Source organism: Streptomyces spiralis (assembly GCF_014654675.1).
In the GTDB taxonomy this organism is placed as follows: Bacteria; Actinomycetota; Actinomycetes; order Streptomycetales; family Streptomycetaceae; genus Streptomyces; species Streptomyces spiralis.
In genome coordinates this window covers 1-510 of the sequence record NZ_BNBC01000172.1, presented here as the reverse complement: position 1 = coordinate 510, position 510 = coordinate 1, and the positions used below count along the sequence as shown (strand labels likewise).

Sequence of the window (510 nt, the reverse complement as noted above, 5' to 3'; positions counted from 1 at the left end):
GCCATGTGGCATTCGTCGCCGCCGGAGGTGTAGTCGCCGAAGTAGTCGACGACGTCCTCCGGCCACTGGTTCGCCTCCGCCAGCAGCACGGTGTCCGGGTACATCCTGTCGATCTCGCGCCGCACCCGCTTCAGGAACTCATGGGTGGCGGGCAGGTTCTCGCAGTTGGTGCCCTCCTCCGCGTACAGGTACGGCACCGCGTCCAGCCGGAACCCGTCGATGCCCAGGTCCAGCCAGAAGCGCAGGGCGGCCAGGATCTCCTCCTGGACGGCGGGGCTCTCGTAGTTCAGGTCCGGCTGGTGGGAGAAGAACCGGTGGAAGTAGTACTGGCCGCGCACGGGATCGAAGGTCCAGTTGGACACCTCCGTGTCGACGAAGATGATCCGCGCGTCCGGGTAGCCCTTGTCGTCGTCGGCCCACATGTAGAAGTCGGCGTAGGGGCCGTCGGGGTCCTTGCGGGACTCCTGGAACCACGGGTGCTGGTCGCTGGTGTGGTTCATGACGAAGTCG

The 510-nt window shown here is 66.1% G+C and carries 1 protein-coding gene; it reads right to left on the bottom strand.

Features of this window, described 5'->3' with window-relative positions; all coding sequences use genetic code 11:
* The coding region (locus IE318_RS44585; RefSeq protein ID WP_268256796.1) for an alpha-amylase family glycosyl hydrolase at window positions 1-510 on the bottom strand (510 nt) is incomplete at both ends.